The sequence below is a fragment of the Variovorax robiniae genome (assembly GCF_037889955.1).
Taxonomy (GTDB): domain Bacteria; phylum Pseudomonadota; class Gammaproteobacteria; order Burkholderiales; family Burkholderiaceae_C; genus Variovorax; species Variovorax robiniae.
The window spans coordinates 275,604-297,143 of sequence record NZ_JBBKZS010000003.1 but is presented as its reverse complement, the minus strand read 5'-3'; the positions used below and the strand labels follow the sequence as shown (position 1 = coordinate 297,143).

At 68.1% G+C, this 21,540-nt stretch carries 24 protein-coding genes; 11 read left to right on the top strand and 13 right to left on the bottom strand.

The window, feature by feature from the left end:
• The first annotated feature begins 11 nt into the window (after positions 1 to 11).
• Positions 12 to 671, top strand: a complete 660-nt coding sequence (locus WKW79_RS09520) for a cupredoxin domain-containing protein (RefSeq protein WP_340334896.1) — start codon at positions 12 to 14, stop codon at positions 669 to 671.
• Between the two features lie 41 nt (positions 672 to 712).
• Here WKW79_RS09520 and WKW79_RS09515 read toward each other — a convergent pair whose 3' ends face one another.
• The 7 genes from WKW79_RS09515 to WKW79_RS09485 form a co-directional block, all read right to left on the bottom strand.
• Positions 713 to 1,060: a type II toxin-antitoxin system ChpB family toxin gene (locus WKW79_RS09515; RefSeq protein WP_340334895.1), complete on the bottom strand. Its 348-nt coding sequence runs from the start codon at positions 1,058 to 1,060 to the stop codon at positions 713 to 715.
• Positions 1,054 to 1,305: an AbrB/MazE/SpoVT family DNA-binding domain-containing protein gene (locus WKW79_RS09510; RefSeq protein WP_340334894.1), complete on the bottom strand. Its 252-nt coding sequence runs from the start codon at positions 1,303 to 1,305 to the stop codon at positions 1,054 to 1,056. The genes WKW79_RS09515 and WKW79_RS09510 overlap by 7 nt, the downstream gene beginning before the upstream one ends.
• A gap of 134 nt (positions 1,306 to 1,439) precedes the next feature.
• Positions 1,440 to 2,150 carry an aspartate/glutamate racemase family protein gene (locus tag WKW79_RS09505; protein ID WP_340334893.1) on the bottom strand — a complete coding sequence of 237 codons (711 nt, stop codon included), beginning with the start codon at positions 2,148 to 2,150 and terminating at the stop codon, positions 1,440 to 1,442.
• On the bottom strand, positions 2,147 to 2,947 hold the full coding sequence (locus WKW79_RS09500; RefSeq protein ID WP_340334892.1) for an alpha/beta hydrolase: 801 nt from the start codon (positions 2,945 to 2,947) through the stop codon (positions 2,147 to 2,149). The genes WKW79_RS09505 and WKW79_RS09500 overlap by 4 nt, the downstream gene beginning before the upstream one ends.
• A gap of 19 nt (positions 2,948 to 2,966) precedes the next feature.
• Positions 2,967 to 3,788, bottom strand: coding sequence for an ABC transporter permease (locus WKW79_RS09495; protein ID WP_340334891.1), 822 nt, complete (start codon positions 3,786 to 3,788; stop codon positions 2,967 to 2,969).
• Between the two features lie 24 nt (positions 3,789 to 3,812).
• A complete protein-coding gene (locus WKW79_RS09490) occupies positions 3,813 to 4,757 on the bottom strand; it encodes an ATP-binding cassette domain-containing protein (RefSeq protein WP_340334890.1) in 945 nt (314 codons plus the stop codon).
• 32 nt (positions 4,758 to 4,789) lie between these two features.
• Positions 4,790 to 5,686, bottom strand: a complete 897-nt coding sequence (locus WKW79_RS09485; protein WP_340334889.1) for a LysR family transcriptional regulator — start codon at positions 5,684 to 5,686, stop codon at positions 4,790 to 4,792.
• Between the two features lie 107 nt (positions 5,687 to 5,793).
• On the opposite strand from WKW79_RS09485, the gene WKW79_RS09480 reads away from it, so the two are divergent.
• The 3 genes from WKW79_RS09480 to WKW79_RS09470 are packed head-to-tail and all read left to right on the top strand — an operon-like array spanning position 5,794 to position 8,333.
• A complete protein-coding gene (locus WKW79_RS09480; RefSeq protein ID WP_340334888.1) occupies positions 5,794 to 6,744 on the top strand; it encodes a pyridoxamine 5'-phosphate oxidase family protein in 951 nt (316 codons plus the stop codon).
• Between the two features lie 48 nt (positions 6,745 to 6,792).
• A complete protein-coding gene (locus WKW79_RS09475; RefSeq protein WP_340334887.1) occupies positions 6,793 to 7,653 on the top strand; it encodes a hypothetical protein in 861 nt (286 codons plus the stop codon).
• On the top strand, positions 7,650 to 8,333 hold the full coding sequence (locus tag WKW79_RS09470; protein ID WP_340334886.1) for a hypothetical protein: 684 nt from the start codon (positions 7,650 to 7,652) through the stop codon (positions 8,331 to 8,333). The genes WKW79_RS09475 and WKW79_RS09470 overlap by 4 nt, the downstream gene beginning before the upstream one ends.
• Before the next feature lie 19 nt (positions 8,334 to 8,352).
• On the opposite strand, the gene WKW79_RS09465 is transcribed toward WKW79_RS09470, so the two are convergent.
• Positions 8,353 to 9,516 carry a cytochrome P450 gene (locus tag WKW79_RS09465; protein WP_340334885.1) on the bottom strand — a complete coding sequence of 388 codons (1,164 nt, stop codon included), beginning with the start codon at positions 9,514 to 9,516 and terminating at the stop codon, positions 8,353 to 8,355.
• A gap of 52 nt (positions 9,517 to 9,568) precedes the next feature.
• On the opposite strand from WKW79_RS09465, the gene WKW79_RS09460 reads away from it, so the two are divergent.
• From WKW79_RS09460 to WKW79_RS09450, 3 genes are all read left to right on the top strand, one after another.
• On the top strand, positions 9,569 to 10,270 hold the full coding sequence (locus WKW79_RS09460) for an ArsR/SmtB family transcription factor (protein ID WP_340334884.1): 702 nt from the start codon (positions 9,569 to 9,571) through the stop codon (positions 10,268 to 10,270).
• Positions 10,271 to 10,477: 207 nt separating this feature from the next.
• Positions 10,478 to 11,743, top strand: a complete 1,266-nt coding sequence (locus WKW79_RS09455) for a D-amino acid dehydrogenase (RefSeq protein ID WP_340334883.1) — start codon at positions 10,478 to 10,480, stop codon at positions 11,741 to 11,743.
• Positions 11,740 to 12,237 carry a hypothetical protein gene (locus WKW79_RS09450; RefSeq protein WP_340334882.1) on the top strand — a complete coding sequence of 166 codons (498 nt, stop codon included), beginning with the start codon at positions 11,740 to 11,742 and terminating at the stop codon, positions 12,235 to 12,237. Before WKW79_RS09455 ends, WKW79_RS09450 begins: the two co-directional genes overlap by 4 nt.
• Positions 12,238 to 12,244: 7 nt before the next feature.
• On the opposite strand, the gene WKW79_RS09445 is transcribed toward WKW79_RS09450, so the two are convergent.
• The 3 genes from WKW79_RS09445 to WKW79_RS09435 are packed head-to-tail and all read right to left on the bottom strand — an operon-like array spanning position 12,245 to position 16,268.
• A complete protein-coding gene (locus WKW79_RS09445) occupies positions 12,245 to 13,543 on the bottom strand; it encodes an energy transducer TonB (protein WP_340334881.1) in 1,299 nt (432 codons plus the stop codon).
• Positions 13,544 to 13,548: 5 nt separating this feature from the next.
• Positions 13,549 to 14,553, bottom strand: a complete 1,005-nt coding sequence (locus tag WKW79_RS09440) for a hypothetical protein (protein ID WP_340334880.1) — start codon at positions 14,551 to 14,553, stop codon at positions 13,549 to 13,551.
• Between the two features lie 2 nt (positions 14,554 to 14,555).
• Positions 14,556 to 16,268: an Hsp70 family protein gene (locus WKW79_RS09435; RefSeq protein ID WP_340334879.1), complete on the bottom strand. Its 1,713-nt coding sequence runs from the start codon at positions 16,266 to 16,268 to the stop codon at positions 14,556 to 14,558.
• A 217-nt stretch (positions 16,269 to 16,485) separates the two neighbouring features.
• Here WKW79_RS09435 and WKW79_RS09430 point away from each other — a divergent pair, with 217 nt between their 5' ends.
• Together WKW79_RS09430 and WKW79_RS09425 are read left to right on the top strand one after the other, a co-directional pair.
• Positions 16,486 to 17,208, top strand: a complete 723-nt coding sequence (locus WKW79_RS09430) for an SIR2 family NAD-dependent protein deacylase (protein ID WP_340334878.1) — start codon at positions 16,486 to 16,488, stop codon at positions 17,206 to 17,208.
• Positions 17,205 to 19,178 carry a site-specific recombinase gene (locus tag WKW79_RS09425; protein ID WP_422823857.1) on the top strand — a complete coding sequence of 658 codons (1,974 nt, stop codon included), beginning with the start codon at positions 17,205 to 17,207 and terminating at the stop codon, positions 19,176 to 19,178. The genes WKW79_RS09430 and WKW79_RS09425 overlap by 4 nt, the downstream gene beginning before the upstream one ends.
• A 23-nt stretch (positions 19,179 to 19,201) precedes the next feature.
• On the opposite strand, the gene WKW79_RS09420 is transcribed toward WKW79_RS09425, so the two are convergent.
• Together WKW79_RS09420 and WKW79_RS09415 are read right to left on the bottom strand one after the other, a co-directional pair.
• Positions 19,202 to 19,414 (bottom strand): DUF3820 family protein, encoded by a 213-nt coding sequence (locus WKW79_RS09420; protein ID WP_340334877.1) that lies wholly within the window; start codon positions 19,412 to 19,414, stop codon positions 19,202 to 19,204.
• Between the two features lie 18 nt (positions 19,415 to 19,432).
• The gene (locus WKW79_RS09415; RefSeq protein ID WP_340334876.1) at positions 19,433 to 19,804 is read right to left on the bottom strand and encodes a translation initiation factor Sui1; all 372 of its coding nucleotides are present in this window, start codon (positions 19,802 to 19,804) and stop codon (positions 19,433 to 19,435) included.
• Between the two features lie 12 nt (positions 19,805 to 19,816).
• On the opposite strand from WKW79_RS09415, the gene WKW79_RS09410 reads away from it, so the two are divergent.
• Both WKW79_RS09410 and WKW79_RS09405 read left to right on the top strand, forming a co-directional pair.
• Positions 19,817 to 21,100 carry a DEAD/DEAH box helicase gene (locus tag WKW79_RS09410; RefSeq protein WP_340334875.1) on the top strand — a complete coding sequence of 428 codons (1,284 nt, stop codon included), beginning with the start codon at positions 19,817 to 19,819 and terminating at the stop codon, positions 21,098 to 21,100.
• Complete coding sequence (locus WKW79_RS09405) at positions 21,097 to 21,405, top strand: hypothetical protein (protein WP_340334874.1); 309 nt, start codon at positions 21,097 to 21,099, stop codon at positions 21,403 to 21,405. Before WKW79_RS09410 ends, WKW79_RS09405 begins: the two co-directional genes overlap by 4 nt.
• Positions 21,406 to 21,540 lie beyond the last annotated feature (135 nt).

Below are 21,540 nucleotides of genomic sequence, written 5' to 3'. Positions count from 1 at the left end.
GAAGGCGTCCCATGAAGACCAGGACACGCGGCCTCGTCGCCGCGGCATTGCTCGCACTCGCCGGTTTCGCGGCGGCCAACACCTCGCTGCAGGTCAGCGTGCTCGACAAGGAAGGCAAGCCCGTCACCAACGCGGTCGTGGTGGTGGTCAGCGCGGGCCGCTCCACCACGCCGGCCGGGCTGCCGAAGGACGTGGTCATCAGCCAGCAGAACATGCGCTTCGTGCCGGCGGTCAGCGTCGTGGCGGTGGGCGCGAAGGCGCACTTCGTCAACAACGACCCGTGGGAGCACCACGTGCGCGCCTCGGCCGCCGGCATCGCGCAGTTCAACGACGATGCCGCGGGCGGCTTCGAGCTGCGCATCGACGGCAAGGCGGAAGGCAAGGCGGCCAAGTCGGCCGACGCCACCTTCGACAAGCCCGGCGCGGTGCTGCTCGGCTGCCACCTGCACAACTCGATGCGCGGCTATGTCTACGTGAGCGATTCGCCCTGGGCATCGCTGACCAACGCCGAGGGCGTGGCCACGCTCAACGTGCCCGAAGGCGCGGCGATCATCAAGGTCTGGCATGCGGACCAGCTCATCGACATCGCGCCGCAACAGGCCACGCTGACTGCGGCGCCTGCGACGGCGACGATGCAGTTGAGCGTGGTGCCGCGGGGAAGGCGGCTCTAGTTTTCGTAGGTCGGGTCGATCGGCAGCCGCCGGTTCCTCGACTACTCAAAGAGCGCCATGAGCCGTCCCAACGCGTCATCAATGACTTCCTGCGGAACGCGCTCTACCTTGCGCGCGCCACGGGCTGCAAGGTCGAGCATCCGAATCTTGTTCATCAGCGCGACGCCTTGCGTCTTGCATCCAGTGCCCATGAGGGACGCTGCAAAGCCGGCATAGCGCGAATAATCGCCGCCTTGCGTGATCGGCGCCACCAGCACGTCTCCGAAGCGGTTGAATTCCTTCGTCGTCAAGACCAAGGCGAAGCGCTGCCCACGGGTTTCATGTCCGACGATGGGGTCCAGACTCACGCTTACGACGTCGCCTCGATCAAAGCTGGCCGCTCTCACCATACTTCGTTACCGACCGGCCTGGATGTGTCCCAAAGCGCCATGTCCGCCGGCGGCTCAGCCTTCGTGTCGCATTGACTCAGCAACTCGGCGAGCGTGAAGCGGCGCTTTGGTGACAACACAATGCTGCCCTCGGCCGTGGTCTCCAGGCTCATCGTCTGGCCTGACTTGAGTCCCAGATCGCGCAGCACGGCGGGAGGCATGACCGCCACCGTGCTGTTGCCATATTTCCTCAGAACCACTTCCATTGCGTCACCTCCTTGTGTTTAACATCGTTGAACATTTTAGTGATTCTGACTCGCGATGTAAAGCATTGATGAACTCTGCTCTACGCGATCTCCGCCGGCAGAAGCCGGCAGCCAACCTGCAACCGTGACGAGATTCAGGGCGTTCCGACAGCCCTGCGCAACGCCGCGCGCGCCAGCAGGCGCGTCGAATCCAGCGTGGGCAGCATCGAGTTGCTGTCGTCGACGATCAGCGGAATCTCGGTGCAGCCCAGCACCACCGCATCGCAGCCGTCGTCTTCCTTGAGGCGCTGGATCACACGCTGGTAGCGCGCCACCGAACCCGGCTTGAAGATGCCGCGCACCAGTTCGTCCATGATGATGTGGTTGCTGTCGTCGCGCTCCGCGGCGGTCGGGCGCACGTACTGCAGGCCACGCGAGGTCAGCTTCTCCGGATAGACGTTGCTGTCGACCAGCCAGCGCGTGCCGAGCAGGCCCAGGCGCCGGAAGCCGCGCCGCTGCGCCTCCGCCGCCACCACCTCGGCGATGTGCAGCCACGGCAGCGGCGAGGCCGGCGCGACCAGCGGCAGCGCCTGGTGGATGGTGTTGTCGGGGCAGACCAGGAAGTCCGCGCCGGCCCGCGCGAGCCTGTGGGCCGAAGCCAGCATCAGCCCGGCGATGCCCTGCATGTCATTGCGCTCCAGGCAGCGCACGTAGTCGGCCAGCGAGGCCGTGTGCATCGACACCTCCGGATGCGCATGCGGGCCGAGCAGCAAGGCGCCCTCGACGCAGATGGTCTTGTAGCAAAGCGCGGCGCCTTCGGCCGAGCAGCCGACGATGCCGATGTGCAAGGGAGTGGCTGACGTCACGGGGCCTCCAGCATGAAGTCGGCGATGGTCTTCACGGCAAGGGCATCGAGCCCGCCGAAGCCGTGCAGGCCGTCATGACCGCAGGCATCGCCGACCTGCCGCCCGCCCGACAGGCGGACCACCTTCGTGCGCGCATCCTTGGGCAGCTTGTCGGCCAGCGAGGGCAACTCGCCCGGCGGCGTGACGCTGCAAGGGTCCGCTTCATGGTGCAGCACCAGCACCGGCACTTTCACCTGCTCGATGGCGTAGTGGGTCACGGCTTTGCCGGAGACCAAACTGCTGTCGGCCAGGATGCTGGAGGCCAGCACCAGGCCATCCGGTCCGGCCGGTGGTGCGCCGAGCCGCAAGGTGGCCGACGCAGCCGATTCGGTGCCGCGGCTGTGGCCGACCAGCCAGACCGGCACGCCCGCGTGCTCGCGCAGCCAGGCGATGGCCGCGCCGATGTCTGTCGCGTGCTCCGCCGTGTCGCGAAAGCCGCCGAGACCGGAGCGCTTGTCCGAAGGCGCATCGAGCACGAGCACCGCGATGCCCTGCGCGGCGAACTGCTCGCGCGTGCGGACCAGGAAGCCCAGGTCGCCCCAGCCGATGCTGCCGTTCGGATAGAGCTTGAGCGAGCCGTGTCCGCCCGGCAGCAAGACGGCGGCGGCGCGCGGGGCGCCCACGTCGGGCTCGACACAGAGCGCGCGTTCGGTGACGCCGGGGCGCGTGGGGATGTCGACCACGCTTTGCCGCGCAATGGCCTGCGCGCAAAGCAGCGCCATCAGCAAACTCATCAGGACGTATCGGAGCATTCGCATGTCGGGATTCTGCGCGCCCTCAGGCACTGAAGCGCTTGCGCGTGAGGGCCAAGGCGGCCCAGAAGGCGATCACGGTGTACACGACCAGCACCAGCACATGCCGCACCCAGTCGGCCGGCCACTGGTCCATGAACAGCGGCCGCACCAGCAGTACCGCATTGGTCAGCGGCAGCCAGGCCGCCACCGCGCGCACCACGCCGGGCAACTGCTCCAGCGGAAAGAACACGCCGCTCAGGAACATCATCGGCGTGAGGAACAGCGTGAAGTAGTAGGTGAAGAAGTCGTAGCCCTTGGCCAGCGCATTGAAGATCAGCGCGATCGACGAAAAGGTGATGCCCGAGCCCACGAGTACCACCCAGGCAACCAGCAGCTTCGGGCTGTGGCTGATGCCCAGGCCCAGCATCACGAACAGGATCGCGGTCACGGTAAAGATCGACTTGAAGGCGGCCCAGAGCATCTCGGCCATCACGATGTCGTCCAGCCCGACCGGCGCGTTCATGATGCCGTCCCAAGTCTTTTGCACATGCATGCGCGAGAAGGCGGAATAGAGCGCCTCGAAGGAGGCCGCGTTCATCGCGCTCATGCAGATCGAGCCGCTGGCCAGGAACAGGATGTAGGGCACCCTGGTGCCGCCGACATCCACCTCGCCCACCAGCATGCCCATGCCGTAGCCGAAGGCCACCAGCCAGATCAGCGGCTCGGCGATGTTGCCGATGAGGCTCGGCACCGCGAGCTTGCGCCACACCAGCAGGTTGCGCAGGAACACGGGCCACCAGCGCATCGACAGGGTGGGGGCCCGCCAGACCGACTCAGGTTCGCTCAGTGATGCAGAAGCGGGCATGTGGCTTCCTTTCGTGCAACAAGTTCAGCCGTCTTCACGGATCTGCCTCCCGGTCATCTTGAGGAACAGGTCCTCGAGATTCGCAGGCCGGTGGAAGGTGCGCAGGCCGTGGTGCGACGCCAGCGCCTGCAGCAGGCCGCGCGCATCCTGCGTGTAGAAGAACACCGTCTCGCCGCTGACCTCGACGCGCGCCGCCAGCGCCTTCAGTTCCGGCCGCTCGGCCAGCGAGAGCGCGCCGTTGCCATAGACCTCGATGACGTCCGGCTCCAGGTGCTCGGCGATCAGGTCGCGTGGCCTGCCCTCGGCGATCTTGCGGCCATGGTCCAGCACGATCAGGCGCGAGCACAGGCGCTCAGCCTCGTCCATGAAGTGGGTGGTCAACAGGATCGACTTGCCCTGTTGCAGCAACACCTGCAGCCGCTCCCACATCAAATGCCGCGCCTGCGGATCCAGGCCGGTGGTGGGTTCGTCGAGCAGCAGGAGCTTGGGGTCGTTCACCAGCGCACGGGCCAGCGACAGCCGGCGCCGCATGCCGCCGGACAACTCGCCCGGCTTGGCATCGGCCTTGTGCGACAGGGCCGCGAACTCCAGCAACTTCGGAATGCGCGGCAGGATCTGCGCCTTCGAGAAGCCGAAGTAGCGGCCGTAGACGACCAGGTTCTCGGCGCAGCTGAAGTCCGGGTCGAGCGTGTCGAACTGCGTGACCACGCCGATCTGCGACTTGATGGCCAGCGCATCGCGCGGCATCTGCAGGGGCGCGGTACCGCCGTTGCGGTAGGTGATGTCGCCGGTGTCCGGCACCGTCAGGCCGAGGCACATGCGGATCGTCGTCGTCTTGCCGGCGCCGTTCGGCCCGATCACGCCCAGGCATTCGCCCGGCGCGATGTCGAAGGACAGGTCGCTGACCACGGTGGTGTCGCCGTAGCGCTTGCTGAGCTGCGACACATGGAAGAGGGCGGGGGAGGTCACCGGCGCATTGTGAGCGAGTCCGCCGCCTGACGTCACAGCGCGAACCCGCTGAACTCCTGCTTCATCCAGTCGACGAAGGCCCGCGTGCGCGCGGGCATCAGCCGCGCATGCGGGTAGATCACGCTGACCGGCCGCGGCGGCGCCTCGAAGTCCTGCAGCACGATCTGAAGCCGGCCCTGCGCGACCTGCGGCATCACCTGGTACGACAGGAACATGCCGAAGCCCATGCCCGCCGCACAGGCCTCGACGGCCGGCGCGATGTGGTTGAACGAGAGCCGGCCGTCCGTCTGCACGCGGATCGGCTTGCCGCTCCCAGGCTCGCGAAAGGTCCAGTCGCCGACCATGCTCTGGTGGATGCGCACGCACTCGGCGCCCTGCAAGTCCCGCGGATGCGCTGGCACGCCCTGCTGCCTGAGCCAGGCCGGGCTCGCGACCACCATCGTGCGGATCGTGCCGAGCGTCTGCGCCACCAGCGACGAATCCTCCAGCGGGCTGATGCGAATGCCCACGTCGATGCCTTCCTCCAGCAGGTCGACCTTGCGGTCGTGCAGCAGCACGCTGCATCGCATCTGGGGATGGCGCTGCAGGAAACGCGTGACGGCCGGCGACACGTACATGTGGCCGAACAGCACCGGCGCGGTGATGGTGAGCTGGCCAGCGGGTTCGCGCGCCTCGCGCTTGAGTGCCTGGTCGGCCGCATCGGCGGCGGCCAGCACCTCGCGTGCGCTCTGCAGGTAGTTGCGGCCTTCCTCGGTCAACGCGTTGCGACGCGTGGTGCGGTGGAACAGGCGCACGCCCAGGTGCGCCTCCAGCGCGGCCAGGGAGCGCACCACCGCCGGCAGCGAGCTGTCGAGCACGCGCGCCGCGCCGGTCAGGCTGCCCTGGTCGGCAATCTGCACGAAAGTCTGCATGGCCTTGAGGCGATCCATCGCCGCATTAGACCGAAAAACGCAGCAGTGCAGTGCACGGAGGGTGATTCATCCGGAGGGTGAAAGAAAGAACAATGAATCCACGTTCTTCTGTGAGGCCCATGACCATGACTCCCGATGTTCTCGAAGCCGACGCGCCCTTCCACGAAGGCGAGAAGGCGTTGCAGGCCCATGCCGGCTCGCGCGCCAAGTTGGAGGAGGTCGGCACGCGCATCATGCGCGAGGCGATGCCGGAACAGCACCGCAGCTTCTTCGCGCTTCTACCGTTCCTGCTGACGGGGCTGGTCGACGAGGACGGGCAGCCGTGGGCGTCGGTGCTGGCCGCGCCCCCCGGATTCATCCGCTCACCCGACGACCGTCACCTCGACATCGCGGCCTTGCCGCTGCCGGGTGACCCGGCGGCGGCGTCGCTCAAGGCGGGTGCATCGATCGGCCTGCTCGGCATCCAGCCGCACACGCGTCGGCGCAACCGGGCCAACGGCATCGTCGACCGCGTCGGGGTCGATGGCTTCTCGGTGCGCATCACGCAAAGCTTCGGCAACTGCCCCAAGTACATCTGGCCGCGCGAGCCTTCGTTCATTGCGGGCGATGACGCGGCCATGCCGCCCCAACACGCCGACCGTCTCGACGCCGAAGCCATGCGCTTCATCGCGCAAGCCGACACCTTCTTCATTGCCACGGCGCATCCGCAAGCGCGCTCGCAAGGTGCGGCACGGGCCCATGGCGTCGACGTGTCGCATCGTGGCGGGCCGCGCGGTTTCGTGCATGTCGTCGACGAGCGCACCTTGGTCGTGCCCGACTACTTTGGCAACTTCTTCTTCAACACGCTCGGCAACCTGCTGCTGTCGCCGCGCGCCGGACTGCTGTTCATCGACTACGACAACGGCGACCTGTTGTACCTCGCGGCCAAGGTGCAGATCGTGCTGGATGAGAAGCAAGTCGCTGCCTACCCCGGCGCGCAACGCTTGCTGGTGATGCAGGTCGTGCAAATGCACCGGCTTCCACTAGCACTTTCGTTGCGATGGGGTCTACCCCCATCGTTGCCGCTGGAACCCTGAGGTAGATTTCCCGGGCGATCCAAGAAGCAATGTCCCCGGGAGGAAGTCTTGTCAATTCAACGTTTGCTGGTGGCCGCCATGGCCCTGTGCCTGGCCGGTTGTGCCCAGTTCCACAAACCCTTGTCAGCCGAAAACCGCCAGAAGATCAAGGCGGTCGATGTGCGCGTCGTCGTGGCGCAGGATGGGTTCATGTTCAGCGCGACGGCGCCGGGTGCGTCCGCCGCGCCGGGTGGGCTGATCGGCGTTCTCATCGACGTGGAGGTCCAGAAGTCCCGCCAGAAGGGCATGGCCGCCGAGATCCAGGCGACGGTGGACCCGCTGCTCGACATCGACTTCCGCAAGGAGGCGCGCGTCGCCCTGAAGCAGGCCACCGAGGCCAGCTTTCCCCTGCGCCTCCAATCGGCCGAAGTGCTGTCCACCATGCCCGTGCAGCGTGAGCGCGACGAACGCATCGCCGCCACGGCCAAGGGCGATGCCTACATGACCTTGCTGGTGCAATACGCACTTGAGCCTGGCCTTGGCGCCTTCACTACCCGCACCGGCATCAACCTCTGGCAGGACGGCCAGGCCGAGCGTTCGTACTATGGCAACGCGGTGTACCAGGCACCGCTGCCGGCCGGCACGCGGGCGGAAGTGATCGCCAAGCTGACGGCCGACGATGGCCGCCTGCTGCGTTCGTACATGCGCGAGTCGATCACCGAGACCTTGCGAATGGTCGCGCTCGACATCGATGCGCAGGCCAAGCCGGCCGTCGGGGCGGTAGAGCCGAAGAAGGAGTCGTTCAACCTGATCGCCAACGGCATGAAGGCCACCTTCTCGGGCGTGCTGGTGGACCGCCGCGGCACGCGCACGATCCGCCGGGTCGACACGGTCGGCATGTTCTCCGTCGACCAGGGAGCGCAACCATGAAAGCCCTGCATTGCCTGACGTTGGCCGCCGGCGCTGCCCTGCTGCCTTGCCTCGCGCACGCCTTCGATGCCGCCGAACCGCTCAACATGGTCTACATGGCGCCCGTCGCGGCCCCCACCACGCAGCGCCCCAACGGGCCGCCGGTCGCGGACACCACGGCGCAACTGGCACGCAATTGCGCGCTCTTCCTCGGGCCGATCGAGGACCTTCGGTCGAACCCCGGCACCGTCGGTGCGCTCATGTTCGGCATCCACGCGCCGATGGTCGTGGAGTCCATCCGCAGCGGAGACGTCGTCAAGTGGACGCACCAGGCGCTGGAGTCCACGCGTGCCATGGGCTTCCAACCGCAGGACGGCGCGGCACCCACAGCCGATACCAGCAACCAGGTCGGCGCCAGCTTCGGGTTGCGCCTGGCGCATGCCTGGTCCGCGGGCCTGAACCTCGTATCGCACGTCGTGCTCCAGGCCAGCTTCCAGACACCGGACGGCCCGGTGACACGCCGCTACCACGGCATGGGCACCATCGGCAACTGGAACAACGGCAATGGCGAATACATGACCGTGCTGAATGCGGCCATGGCCAACGCGGTGCAGAGCTTCGCCACGGACGCCGGCAAGCTGTGCACCGACAGGCGCGCGTTCGCGCCGGCCGCGGCGCAGCCGGTGGCGTCGACGAACTGAGCTTGCTTCGCGTCGGCGCTCACTGCGCATCCTGGGCCCGGAAGCACGGGATGCGGCCGTTGACCGAGGGACGGTAGTCCCATCCTGATCGACGCATCGCGTCGAGGTCGATGCCCTGTTCGACCCACGCCTGCACGCCGGAGGCCGCGAAGGCCTGCGCCAACGCTTGGCCCGGGCACGCGTGCGCGCCCAGTCCGAAGCCGAGATTGCGTCGCGCGGCGCGTTCGAGTTGGAATGCATCCGGGTCGGGGTTTAATGCAGGATCGCGATTGGCGGCGGCAAGGATGACGAGCAGCGCATCGCCCGGCCGCAGATTGACGCCGGCCACCGTGCACGCATCGGCCACGAAGCGCCGCGTGTTCTGAACCGGCGGGTCGTGGCGCGCAACTTCCTGGATGAGCAACGCGAAGCCGTCGCCGTGCGCGTCGGCGGCGGCGGCAAGACCGGGCTCGCGCGCCAGCGCCACCACGGCTTGGCCAATCAAGCCGGCAGTGCTGTCGCAAGTCTGCGAGAAGAGTCCGACGAGGTTGGCCAGCACCGTGTCGGCATTGACCATGTCGTCGTCGCGTGCCTGTGCCAGCACGGCGTCGAGCAGGCTGCCGTTGCGGATGCGACGCTCGGAAATCAGATGGCGAAAGCGATCGCTCAACGACAAGACCGCGCCGTCCGCCGCATCGAGCTGATCGCGCGTCGACAGCGGCGACAGGCAGGCCGAGAAGGCGCGCGCATCGGCCACGATGCGCGGCGCATCCTCTTCCGCGAATCCCAGCAGGTGCGCCAACGCACACAGCGGCATCGCGAACATCCATTCATCGAGCGAGCCGGACGCCAGCCGTCGGGCCACGCCCAGCACTTCAGCGCGCGTGACCTGCGGGTCGAGCCCGGCCAACGCCCGTTGCAGCAGGGGCCGATGCACGGCATGCAGCGGGCCATCGTTCATGCGCACCAGCCGCCCGAACACCGCGCCTGCCGGGCCATCGGCGATCGCGCGCGGCACCGGCTCGGCCACCGGACGCACTCGCAATGCCGGATGGCCCAGCACGGCGGCCACCACGTCGGCACGGCTTGCGACCCACAGGCGGAGCATGTCGTCGAACACAAGCGGAGGACCCTGGCGCAGGGTCGCGTAGTACGGATAGGGATCGGCATGCGTCACCGCATCGATGGCGTTGGCAGGGTTCATGACTCCCATATTGCAGTTGATCCGGATTGCATGCTTCGTCTACCATCGAAGCATGGATGACGACGCCAGCGATCAAGCCGACACCCACCTGGCCCGCGTGGCCGCCGCGATCGCGGAGCCGGCGCGCTCGCGCATGCTGTGCAGCCTGATGGACGGGCATGCCCGCACCGCGACCGAACTGGCCACCGTCGGCGGCGTCGCGCCCTCGACCGCAAGCGCCCACCTGGCACGGCTGCGCGAGCAGAAGCTGGTCGAGTCGGTGGCGCAGGGCAAGCACCGCTACTTTCGCCTGGCAGGCAACGACGTGGCCGCGGCGCTGGAAGGCCTGCTCGTCGTCGCAGGCGCCACGCGCAGCAGCTTCAAGCCCAGTACGCCCACCAACCTGCGCGCCGCGCGCACCTGCTACGACCACATGGCGGGCGCGGCCGGCGTCGCATTGCATGACCAGTTGCTGGCGCAGGGCTGGATCGAGGCGGTGGCACAGGGCGGCGTGTACGAACTCACCACCCATGGCGCGCTGGCCCTCGAAAGCCTGGGCCTGGACATCGCCGCCGCGCGCCAGGCACGTCGCCGCTTCGCCTGCGCCTGCCTCGACTGGAGCGAGCGCCGGCCGCATCTCGGTGGCGCGCTGGCCGCGGCCTGGCTGCAACTGTCGCTGCGGCGCGGCTGGGTGCGGCAGGCATTGGACGGTCGCGAACTGACGGTCACGGCCAAGGCACATCGGGAAATGCCGGAGTTGTTTGGTGAAGGATGACCCACCCCCGAATGCGCCTACGGCGCTCCCCCTCAAGGGGGCGCACCCAGCGGCCCGGCGAAGCCGGTTCCGCGGGTGCCCCCGAACAAGCCCAAGTTGTTCGCCATAGATGCATCGCGGAAGACGCCTGGCGTCAAGGAGCATTGATATCGAAAACCCAATCTACACTGCCTTGACGCCCTCCCCGAGGCGCACCAAAGGAAACGAATGAAGGTTGTCGTGCTCGGCAGTGGCGTCATCGGCGTCACCGCGGCCTACCAGCTCGCCGTGGCAGGACACGAGGTGACGGTGATCGACCGCCAGTCCGCGGCCGCACGGGAGACCAGCTACGGCAATGCCGGCGAGGTGTCACCCGGCTATTCGGCGCCCTGGGCCGGGCCCGGTGTACCGGTCAAGGCGATCAAGTGGCTGCTGATGCACCACCGTCCATTGGTGGTCCGGCCGCACCTGGACCTGGGCATGGTGCGCTGGGGCCTGTCGATGCTGCGCAACTGCACGGCCGCGCGCTACGAAGTCAACAAGGGCCGCATGGTGCGGCTGGCCGAGTACAGCCGCAAATGCCTGGAGGAACTGCGCGACCAGACCGGCATCCAGTACGACCAGCGCATGCAGGGCACGCTGCAGCTGTTCCGCACACAAGCCCAGCTCGACCACACCGCCGCCGACATCGCCGTGCTCCAGCGCTACGGCGTCCGCTTCGAACTGCTCGACCGCGACGGCTGCGTGCGGCAGGAGCCCGCGCTGCACGGCGTGCGCGACAAGTTCGCCGGCGGCCTGCTGCTGCCCGGTGACGAGACCGGCGACTGCTTCAAGTTCACCCAGGCGCTGGCCGCGATGGCCGTGCAGCAGGGCGTGCAGTTCCGCTACGGCACGCGCATCGAGCGGCTCAAGCCCGGCGCGCAGCAGATCGACGGCGTGGTCACCGATGCCGGCACCGTCAAGGGCGATGCCTACCTGGTCGCACTGGGCAGCTATTCGCCCTTGCTTCTCGCGCCGCTGGGCATTCGCATCCCGGTGTACCCGGTCAAGGGCTACTCGATCACCGTGCCGATCACCGACGCCACCGGCGCACCGGAGTCCACCGTGATGGACGAGACCCACAAGGTCGCCGTCACGCGCCTGGGCGACCGCATCCGCGTCGGCGGCACGGCCGAGCTGGCGGGCTACACGCTCAGGCTGCACGAGGCGCGCCGCCAGACGCTGGAGCACGTGGTCAGCGACCTGTTCCCGCGCGGCGGCGACACCGGGCGCGCCGAGTTCTGGTGCGGCCTGCGCCCCATGACGCCCGACGGCACGCCCGTCATCGGCGCCACGCGCCTGCCCAACCTGTACCTGGCCACCGGCCACGGCACGCTCGGCTGGACCATGGCCGCCGGCACCGGTCGCGTGATGGCCGACGTGATCTCGGGCCGCAAGCCTGGCATCGACATGAAGGGACTGACGATCGACCGTTATGCAGGAGCCTATCGATGAGACGACGTGATGTGCGGCGGCTGCTTGCCGCGGGCACCGTGGCGGCGAGCGCCATGCTCGGGGCCTGCGCCAGTGCACCGCCGCAATTGACGCCGGACCTGGTGGCCCGCATCGGCTACCAGTCGCTCGGCCCCGAAATGAAGCTGAGCGACCAGATGCTGACCGTCTGGGTGCCGGCGCCAGCGCCGCCCGCCGACGGCTCGCCGCCGCTGTCGCCCGAAGCTTTTTCCGCACTCGTCGCCGCGTCCTCGCCGATGGTGTCGGACCTGGCCCTGGTCATGGCGCGCGGTGAGAGCGAGCCGGTCAACCTCGCGGTCGGCGGACCTGACAGCGCACTGGCTGCGCAGATCCTGCTGCGCGCCTTCCGCCTCCTGCAGGTGCCGGTGCCCTACCTGCGCATCGCCTTCGTCGGGAAGCCGGTGGATGTCACCGAACTCGCCGCGACCGCATCGATGAAGCGGGCAGCGCTGCGCTTCGAGATGGCGCCGATGTAGCGGGACGCTACTTCTTGTCCTGCGTGAAGTTGATCGGGACGATGAACCAGGCATTGACCGGCTGGCCATCGCGGCCCTTCGCAGGAACGAAGCTGGCGCCGCGAACGCCGTCGAGCGCTGCGCGGTCCAGCTTTTCGTAGCCTGAACTTTGGAACACCTCGACCTCGCCGGGAGTTCCATCTCGGCGAACCATGACCTGGATCAGCGCCTTGCCGGTCTCTCCGAGGCGCTGTGAGGCCGCCGGATAGACCACCGCCGGTGGACGCTCGTATTCCGCGGGCTTCATGGCGCGAGCCATCGCCTCCTTGCCCGCCTTCAAGGCAAGCTCTTGCGCCGTGTGCGACGGGGCCTGCGATGTGGCTGACGGCGCCGTGACTGCCGGCGTGCCGGAAGCCGTGCCAGGCGCAGACCGGCCAGGCGACTTCGGCGCCGTGAAGAAGAGCAGGGCGAACGCGACCGCCAGCATCGCAAGCAATATCAACCCGGGCCTGCGGTCCACGATGCGCATGAGCCCACGCCGCGGTGGTTCCTGGACCGGCGCTGGCCGCGCCGCGATCGCCTGCGCCTCCCATTCCCGCCACTGCTGGATGCTCCCCGGATGGGTGATCACATGGACCAGGTGCGGATACGCCCGCGCCATGTGCTCGACGAACTGCATGTGCGTCATCAGGAAGCCGACCTCGGGCCGCTCGTGCCCCCGCAGCAGCCGCACCACCTTGTCCAGCGACAGGCGGAGGTCGGGCGCGTGCTGCTCGTACAGGTCCAGCTCGGTGATCACGCTGTCGACGATCTGCCCCGCCCGGCCGAAACCCTGCAGCCGCGAATGCTCCACGCGCCAGCGAAAGAGCTCGATCGCCGCCGGCACCAGGAACTCATGCCCGGGCTGCCAGCCTTCCGCGATCAGCACCGCGATGCCGCCCTCGAACATCCAGCGTGCATCCAGGTCCAGCAGACGCGGGTCATCCAGCGCAGCATGCAGGCGATCCTCCGCCATCCGCAGGTTGACCAGGGGCTCTGCGACCATCGATTGCGACAAGGCCCTCAGCACCTCCTGGGCCGTGGCCGACGGGTCTGGACGGACCGCCTGCTGCACCACGACCGGCGCCACCGGTGCCTCATCGCGCGGGCTGCGGACCCAGTTCAGCGCGGCTTCGTACGCATCGCGCAGGGCCTGGAAGCCGTGCGGGTCGGTCTCCTGGTCGATTTTCTTGAGGCGTTGCGCATAGGAGCGGCGCACGTCGCGCTCCTGCGCGGCTGGCGACAGCTCGAGTGCGGCGAGAAAGGACGGAAGGACTTCGCTGCTCATCCGTTCTACTTCGCGTCGTCAACGGCGCGCGCGGCCGGCGGCGTCTCCAGTGCGCCCCGCCCCGACGCATCGTCCGGTTGGGACGCAGCCAAGCCGGCGCCATGCGGTATCACGTCGCCTTCCGACAGCCATGCCCAGGCCAGGACGCCGGCCACCGCCAGCACCAGCAGCCACTTCACGGCCATGCCCACCGCACGCCCGAGCTTCCGTGCGGCCTCGGAGCGCGAGCGGCGCGATGCCGCGATGCCGTCTTCGTGCCAGAGCGTCAGGTTCGCGGTATGGGTGACGACATGCAGCCAGTTCGGATAGCTCGCGATGACCTGGCGCATGAAGTCCGGGCTGTAGCTCGCCTCGCCGCGCGCCGGCGGGGTCTCCCTGCGCAGGTCGCGGATCACTTCGCGCTGTTCCTCGCGCCGCGCGGCCGGCTGGGTCTGGTGGATTTCCAGTTCGCCGATGGCCTTGTCGATGATCGTGCCCGAGTGCCCGTAGGCCTTCAGGCGCGGCCGGTCGGTGCGCCATTCGAAGCAGAGTACGGCGGGACCGAACAGGTGCTGGTGGCCCGGCCGCCAGCCATCTGCGAGCAGGTTGGCAACGCCGCCCTCGAAGGTGAAGCGCGCGTCCAGGTCCTGAAGGCGCGGATCGTCGAGCGCGGCGCGCAGGCGCAGGCGCGCGTCCTCGGTATCCCGCGGCGGCTGGCCGGCGATGGACAGCTTGAATTCCTCCAACATGGCGCGCGCGGTAGCCTGCGCATTGGCATGCTGCAACTGGCGGGCGCTTTCCGGCGTGGCCGGTTCCGCATGGCGCGCGGGCTTCGCATCCTCGGCCACCCAGTGCAGGGCGAACTCGTAGGCCTCGCGCAGCTCCTGGAAGGCCTGCGGCTGTGCGGCGGGCTCGATCCGCTTGAGCTGCCGCGCGTAGGCGCCACGGATCTCGCGCGCGCTGGCATCGCTGTCCAGGCCCAGCACCTGGAGGAATTCCGGCGTGTCGTCGTCCATTTGCCTGGCCGCCACGATCAGTCGGTATCCATGATGTAGCCGTCCCGCTCGATGCGGTTCAGGTGCTCTTCGAGCTGCCGCTGCATCGACGCGATGGCGCGCTGCTGCTGGCCGGCCAAGGCCTGCTCGAAGGTGGTGATCTGTGCGCCCAGCCATTCGCGCACCTCGCCACGCAGCTGCTGGTAGATGCGTTCGGCGCGCGCCATCAGCGTGCGATTCTCCAGCGTGTCGCGCGGGTGGATCTTCAGCTCGGCCAGGGAGCGCAGGCGCTCGGCGATCTCCTGATCGGTGAGCAGGCCGGGGTTGCCTTCGATCACCAGGCTGGAGGTCTGCTGCGTCTTGCGCAGCGTGGCCTCCACCTGCAGCAGGCCGTTGACGTCGTAGGTGAAGCGCACTTCGACGCCGGCATCGTCCGTCGCGCCGCGCGGCATCTCCACGCGCAGGCGGCCCAGGTGCACGTTGTCCTTCACCATGCGAGCCTCGCCCTGGAAGATGTTGAGGTCGACGAACTGCTGGCCGTGGGTCATGGGCAGGTAGGTCTTCACGCGGCTCACCGGCACCGGCGTGTTGCGCTCGATGATCGGGTCGAAATGGCCGTGCGCCGCAATGGTCTCGGACAGCCGCCGGCTGATCTCGACGCCCAGGGAATAGGGCGACACGTCGGTCATCACCACTTCCTTGAGCGCCTCATCCTTGGCCTTCAGGCCGGCCTGCACCGCGGCGCCCAGCGCCACCACTTCGTCGGGATTGAAGTCGATCGCCGGGAAGCGGCCGAACATGGTGGTGACCAGGCGCCGGATCATGGGCATGCGCGTCGCGCCGCCGGCCAGCACCACGTTGTCGAGCTGGGCGCCGCGCAGGTTGGCATCGCGCAAGGCGCGCTCCACCGGCGTGCGCAGGCGCTTGAGCAGCGGCGCGCAGGCTTGCTCCAGCGTGGGCTCGTCGAGCGCCAGCGTGATGGTTTCGTCGTCCAGGCGCACCGACATCGACGTGCGGGCCTGGCCGCTGAGCTCGCGCTTGGCTGCCTCGGCCTGCGCCAACGTCCGCTGCATGAACAGCGCGTCCTTTCGCAGCCCGGCCGGCAGCGACTTGCGCTCGAAGAACAGGTCGACCAGGCAGTGGACGAAATCCTCCCCGCCCAGGAAGTTGTCGCCCGCCGAGGCGCGCACTTCCATCACGCCCTCGAACAGCTCCAGGATCGACACGTCGAAGGTGCCACCGCCCAGGTCGAACACCAGGAAGCGTGTCTCGGCGCCCATGCGGTGCATGCCGTAGGCCAGCGCCGCGGCGGTCGGTTCGTTGAGCAGGCGGTCGACGCGCAGGCCCGCCAGTTGCCCGGCGGCCCGCGTGGCCTTGCGCTGGGCATCGGAGAAATAGGCCGGCACGGTGATGACCGCCTCGGTCACCGGCTCGCCGAGCATGGCCTCGGCATCGGCCTTGAGCGACTTGAGTACCAGCGCCGACAACTCCTCCGGACGGAAGTCGCGCTGTCCCAGGCGCAGCGTCTTGTCGCTGCCCATGTAGCGCTTGAAGACAGCGGCGGTGCGGTCGGGATGGGTCTGCAGCCGCTCGCGGGCGGCGCGGCCGACCAGCACAGTGCCATCGTCGTCGATGCTGATGCACGAGGGCGTCAGCACCTCGCCAAGACTGTTCGGGATCAGGACGGACTGGCCACCGCGCCACGCAGCCACCAGGCTGTTGGTCGTACCCAGGTCAATGCCGACAATCATCCATCCGTCCCCATGCGCGATTCATGGCAGCGATCGTAGGTGCTGCCAACGAAATCCGTACCTAGCTGAAAGTGCGAAAGTAAGTGCAAGCGTGCCTTTTGCTTCGACCCGGGTGAGTCGTGCAAGGATGCCGGTGCCTTGTCAGTCTTTCGCTCGCTTGCTGGCCGCCCACCCCTCCAGATATGCTGGCCGCCCCATCACGGAAGCATACGCAACCATGACCCGCCCCGACCTTCGCCGGATCGTGATTTTCTCGGGCTCCGGCGTGAGTGCCGAAAGCGGCCTGCCCACCTTCCGCGATTCGGGTGGCCTTTGGCGGCAATACGCATGGGAGGAGGTGGCCAGCCCCGAAGGCTGGCGCAAGCATCCCGAAGTGGTCCAGGCCTTCTACAACGAGCGGCGCCAACAGGCCGCGCAGGCGCAGCCGAACGCGGCGCACCGGGCCATCGCGGAACTGGAGAAAGCCTTCGACGTGGTCGTCGTCACACAGAACGTGGACGACCTGCATGAACGTGCCGGCTCGACTCGGGTGGTGCATGTGCATGGCGAGCTGGCCTTTGCCCGGGGCGAGCGCAGCGGCCTGCGCCAGCGCATCGGCGCCGAGCCGATCCACATGGGCCAGCTGTGCCCGCAAGGCAGCCAGCTCCGGCCGGACATCGTCTGGTTTGGCGAAGCCGTGCAGCATCTGGAGGAAGCAAGGGCTCACGTTGCAGCGGCCGGACGCCTGCTGGTGGTGGGCACCTCGCTGTCCGTCTTCCCCGCCGCGTCGCTGGCGTATGCGGCGCCGGCATCGGCCGACAAGGTGGTCGTGGCGCCCGAGCTCGACAGCCCTCCCGACGGATTCGAATGGCTGCGCGGCAAGGCGACCGAATGCGTGCCGCAGGTGGTGGCCCGCTGGTTGCGCGAGGGCGCGGAGGCGTCGCGGGGCCGGACGGCATGAACAGGCTCGCGGCGACCAACGACCTCGACGCGCTCCTGCACCGGCTCGATCCGCAGGCCAGCCTGGCCCAGCGGCACATCTGGCTGATCGATTTGTTCGACTGGATCCGCGGCGATGGGTCCTCGCCGCAGCTTGCCGGCGAGCGCGTGGGGCAGATCCTCGACGCCGTGGAAGCCCGGCCGGAAATCCACGAGCGGTTGCGCGCCTGGTGGCTGGTGTTCGGGCGCACCGTCGACCTGACCTCCTGGCTGGCCGAACACGGGATCCCGTCGCGCGGCGCCTTCCTGAGCGAAGTCGTCGAGCGCCTGCACCACAGGTTCCTGCCGGGCACGCCCGAGACCACCGACGCCTCCAGCCTCATGCGGCTGGCCTTGCCCCGCGATTCGGATGCCGCATGGATCCAGCAACTGGACATCGATGTGCTCGGCCGCATTGGCAAGCTGGCGTCGCAGGACCTTGTCGAGGGCCTGCCGCGATGGCAGCACAGCGTGCTGGACGCCATCACCTTCTGCGCCAGCCAGGTGGTCGCGACCGGCTTCTCGGCCGAGTTGCGTGCTGGCATGAGCGGATCGCTGCGCGAAAGCGAGCCCTTCCACCAGCTCATGCCCGACCTGGATGCCCTGCGCGAGGAACTGGTGCGGCAGCCGCGCGACCCGGAGACCTTGCAGGCGGCGTTCCTGGCCTTCCGCAACCGGCTCGAAGCATGTCGCGCTGCCGCCAATGCCGTGTACACCCACCTCGACGACAACGGCATCTCGGTGGAACTGGTGTTCAAGCTGCGGCAGTTGCGCGCACGCCTCGTGCGCATTCGCGACCTGCTCGACTGCCTGCTGTCGGAGCAGCACCAGCGCACCATGGCGCAACTGGTGGCGCGCCTGGTGTTGGCCGGCGGCGAGCGCAACAGCATCCGCCAACTGATCGCCAACAACTCCTCGCTGCTGGCCGCCAAGGTCGTGGAGCGCAGCGCCGAGGTCGGCGAGCACTACATCACGCGCGACCGGGCGGAATACCGCGGCATGCTGCTGTCGGCGGCCGGCGGCGGTTTCATCACCGGCTTCACGGTGCTGCTCAAGTTCGGCTGGCTGGCACTGGCCCTGACCGCGTTCTGGACCGGCTTCGGCGTGGGCGTGCTCTATGCATTGAGCTTCATCGTCATCCAGTTCACGCACGCGACGCTGGCCACCAAGCAGCCGGCCATGACGGCGCCGGCCATGGCCGCCAAGCTCAAGGACCTGGATTCGGCGGGCGCGGTCGAATCCTTCGTGGACGAGGTGGCGAACCTCGTGTGCTCGCAGGTGGCGGCCGTGCTGGGCAACGTGTTCCTGGTCGCGCCGACGGCGCTGCTGCTGTACCTGCTGCTGGTGTGGGTGTTCGGCATCCATGCGATCGACGAGCACCATGCCCACGAGACCCTGCATTCGCTGCGCCTCTACGGACCGCTGGTGCCGATGGCCGCGGCCACCGGCGTGGTGCTGTTCGCGAGCAGCCTGATCGCCGGCTGGGCGGAGAACTTCTTCGTGCTGCACCGCATCGACTCGGCCATCCGCTACAACCCGCGCATCACCCGGGCGCTCGGCGTGGCGCGGGCGCAGCGCTGGGCGGGGTTCCTGCGCACCCATGTCTCGGGACTGGCCGCGAACATCTCGCTCGGGATGATGATGGGACTGGTGCCGGTGGTCACGGCCTTCTTCGGCCTGCCGTTGGAGGTGCCGCACGTGACGCTGTCCACCGGGCAGATCGCCGTGGCGGCGGCGACGATCGGGCCGGAGGTGCTGAAGTCCTCGCTGCTGTGGTGGAGCGTGGCGGCGATTCCTATGCTGGGGTTGCTCAACGTCGGCGTCAGCTTCTTTTGCGCCTTCCGGGTCGCGCTGCGCGCGCACAACGTGAGCGGCATGGATCGGGCACGCATCCGGGCCGCGGTGCGTTCGCGCTTGTGCCGGCGGCCGATGAGTTTCCTGCTGCCGGAATAGGCCTTCTGCGAACGGCGCCTGGCTTATCGCCTGCGTAATGGCGCGAGCAGCCCCTTCAATCCGTTGTGGTCGATCTCGTGCATCAGTTGCAGAAGCCGCCCGATCTCGCCTTTGGGAAAGCCTTCGCGCGCGAACCAGGTGAGGTAGTTGCCGGGCAGGTCGGCGATCAGCACGCCCTTGTGCTTGCCGAAGGGCATCGGCATCGTCACCAGCTTTTCGAGGTCTTCGGGGGTCATTTCAGCGAGGTCTCAAGTTCAGCCGCCAGCGCGCTTCACGACCATGCCCTGCTTTTGCAGCGCGGCGATGACGGTATCGCGATGGTCGCCCTGGATTTCGATCACGCCGTCCTTCGTCGTGCCGCCCGATCCGCAGGCCGACTTGAGCTGCTTGCCCAGCAGCGCGAGGGCCGCTGCGTCGAGCGCCACACCCTTGACCACGGTCACGCCCTTGCCCTTGCGGCCCTTGGTGTCCAGCGACACACGCACAATGCCGTCTGTGACGGGAATTCCCGTCGACTTCGATTTGCACGTGCAGGCCGCAACCGGTTGGCCGCACCCGGGGCAGACCCTGCCCGTCTCGGTGGAGTACACCAGGCGGCTGCCGCTGTCCGATTTGTTCATCGCCATTCATTGCCCTTCATGCCATTTCCATCACTCGGCCTCGCGCCCGCTCTCTCGCAAGCCGCCACCGGCGCGGGCTACCTCGCGCCGACGCAGATCCAGGGCAGCGCCATCCCGGCCATCCTGCGCGGGCAGGACGTGCTGGGCCTGGCGCAGACCGGCTCCGGCAAGACGGCCGCATTTTCGCTGCCCTTGCTGCAACGCTGGGCCGAGGCACCCCGGCACCGCTCGCGCCGCACGGTGCACACGCTGGTGCTGGTGCCCACGCGCGAACTCGCGGCGCAGGTGGGCGAGACGCTGCGCATCCTCGGCCAGCACTTGCCCGAGCGGCCCAAGATCGCGGTCGTGTTCGGTGGCGTCTCGGTCAACCCGCAGATGATGGCCCTGCGCGGTGGCGCGGACATCGTCGTGGCGACCCCCGGTCGCCTGATCGATCTGCTGGACCACAACGCGCTGAAGATCGGCAACGTGTCGGCCCTGGTGCTCGACGAGGCCGACCGGCTGCTGGACCTCGGCTTCGCGGAGGAACTGCAACGCATCCTCGGGCTGCTGCCTGCGCAACGGCAGAACCTGTTCTTCTCCGCGACCTTCGTCCCCGCCGTCGAAGCGCTGGCGGCGCAGTTGTTGAACGCCCCGCTGCGCATCGAGGTCGAAGCCACGGAAGCCACGGTGCCCGACATCGCCCAGCGCGCGATCGAGGTCGACACCGGCCGCCGCACGCAGTTGCTGCGGCATCTCGTTCAAGAGCAGAAATGGACCCGCGTGCTGGCTTTCGTCGCGACCAAGCATGCCGCCGAGATCGTCGCCGACAAGCTGCGCAAGGCCGGCATCGAGGCCGAGCCTTTCCACGGCATGCTGAGCCAGGGCAAACGCACCCAGGTCGTCGCCGACTTCAAGGCCAGCCGCGTGCAGGTGGTGGTCGCCACCGACCTCGCGGCGCGCGGCATCGACATCGCGCAACTGCCCGTGGTGGTGAACTACGACCTGCCACGCTCGGCCACCGATTACGTGCACCGCATCGGCCGCACCGGCCGCGCCGGCGAAAGTGGCCTGGCCGTGAGCTTCATCCCTGCCGATGCCGAGGCGCACTTCCGGCTCATCGAAAAGCGCCAGGGCCTGAGCGTGCCGCGCGAGCGCATCGCGGGCTTCGAGCCGGTCGAGGTTGCCGTTGCGGCATCGGCGACGCCCCTGACCGCACCCGGCGCCCAGTCGCCCAACGGCGGCATCAAGGGCAAGCGCCCGAGCAAGAAGGACAAGCTGCGCGAAGCGGCTGCCCGCGCTGCGACAGGCGGCAAGCCGTGAGCTTGCGCTGGCTTGATTTCGACTACAGCGAAGGCAGCGACGACACCGGAGTATTCGACGCGATGGCGTCCGTCGAATGGAAGCATGCGGCGGACGTAGAGGCCGAAATCGCCACCGTTATTGCATGGGCCGAGGCGACGTTCGCGGGCCGCCGGGCGCCGGTGGAAGAGGGCGGCGAGTGGGACTGCGATGTCAGCGTGACCGATGAACCCGGCGCGACGCCGCGCCGTTGCTTCAGCCTGTCCATCACCGGCAGCGCGGCATTTTGCGAAGCTTTCCGCGAGCGCTTCGAACTGGAGGCTTGAGGCATTCGAAAGCGCTTGGGCCGTTGATCACCCCCAAGCCCGGCATGCGATGCCCCGCGGGTCGCCGCCTCTGTGCCGCCGAAGCGCGCAGCGTTTCGCGGATCAGGGCCATGTGTTGTCTGAGCCGAAGGCGAG